The 1,399-nt window shown below is 33.6% G+C and carries 1 protein-coding gene; it reads left to right on the top strand.

Translation table 11 applies throughout. From position 1 onward, the window contains the following. Positions 1 to 371 precede the first annotated feature (371 nt). A partial coding sequence (brnQ4, locus tag V7183_RS19735) for a branched-chain amino acid transport system II carrier protein BrnQ4 (RefSeq protein ID WP_335360564.1) occupies positions 372 to 1,399 on the top strand: 1,028 nt, incomplete at its 3' end.

Below are 1,399 nucleotides of genomic sequence, written 5' to 3'. Positions count from 1 at the left end.
AGAATAACGGAATAAAGATGTGGGATTATTCTTTAGAAATATTTTTGCAAAAGAATAAAATGAAAGATACGTACATACTATTTGATTTTTCGGAAAATTCCATATAAAAAATATGTTTCTATTTTTCAACTAAATGTGTTACTATATGTGTGACAAAAGTAAAGAGGTCTGACCTATTAACCCCAAGTTATAACACTCCAATACTTTTAAAATTCAGAAAAAACAATTTATTTATCAGGGTAAGAAACAGGAAAATGGAGAAAAATATTGTCTTTTGAGGGCATATTTTATCATTATGAGCAGAGAGGAGGAGCATAGCATATTGTGAAAGAGAAAGAAATGATAAAGAACATGCTATGCAAAATAAAGAGATGAAGGAACGATTAAGGCCAGGAGATACGCTAGCGATTGGTTTAATGTTATTTGCATTATTTTTAGGAGCAGGAAATTTAATTTTCCCACCAGTATTAGGTCAACAAGCAGGTGAAAATGTTTGGATTGCCACAATTGGATTCCTTGTGACAGGAGTCGGACTTCCTCTATTAGCAGTAACCGCTGTAGCTTTTGTAGAGGGAGACTTGAAAGCGTTATCTTCTAGAGTACATCCTATATTTGCGTTTGTTTTTCCACTTATTAGTTATTTAGCAATTGGACCATTCTTTGCAATTCCGCGTACAGGAGCAGTTTCATTTGAAATGGGAATGAAGCCATTTCTATCAGAAGCGTTGGTGTCAGAATGGTACATGCTGTTTCTTTACACAGCAGTTTTCTTTGGTGTTACTTGGTACTTATCATTAAATCCATCTAAATTAATTGATTGGTTTGGGAAGTTTCTTACTCCATTATTAGTATTAATTGTTGCTATAATTGTTGGGAAAGCAATTATTGATCCAATTGGAGTACCGGCTGCGCCGTTAGATGCGTATAAAGATAATGCATTTTTTGGCGGATTTATTCAAGGATATTTAACGATGGATGCTATTAGTGCTCTTGTATTTGGAATCGTTGTTGTACAAGTTATTCGTTCAAAAGGGATAAAAGAAAGTGGACAAGTTGCGAAAACAACAATTGTATCTGGAATTATAGCCGTATTAGGCTTAACGTTAATTTATTTATCACTTGCTTATCTTGGTTCAACAAGTACCTCACTTGGTGTTTCGGATAATGGAGGTCTTATTTTAACGAAAGTTGTAAATGAGTTATATGGAACAAGTGGTAAAATACTGTTAGGGATTGTTATTACACTTGCATGTTTAACAACTTCAGTGGGACTAACATCTGCATGTGCAGGATTCTTTACAAATCTGTTTCCGAAATTTTCACATAAAACAATTGTAACCGTGGTATGTGTATTTAGTTTATTCGTATCAAATTTAGGATTAACACAGCTTATTGCAGT

Source organism: Bacillus sp. JJ1127 (genome assembly GCF_036965845.1).
GTDB lineage: Bacteria > Bacillota > Bacilli > Bacillales > Bacillaceae_G > Bacillus_A.
This window is presented reverse-complemented; position numbering and strand designations above follow the sequence as displayed.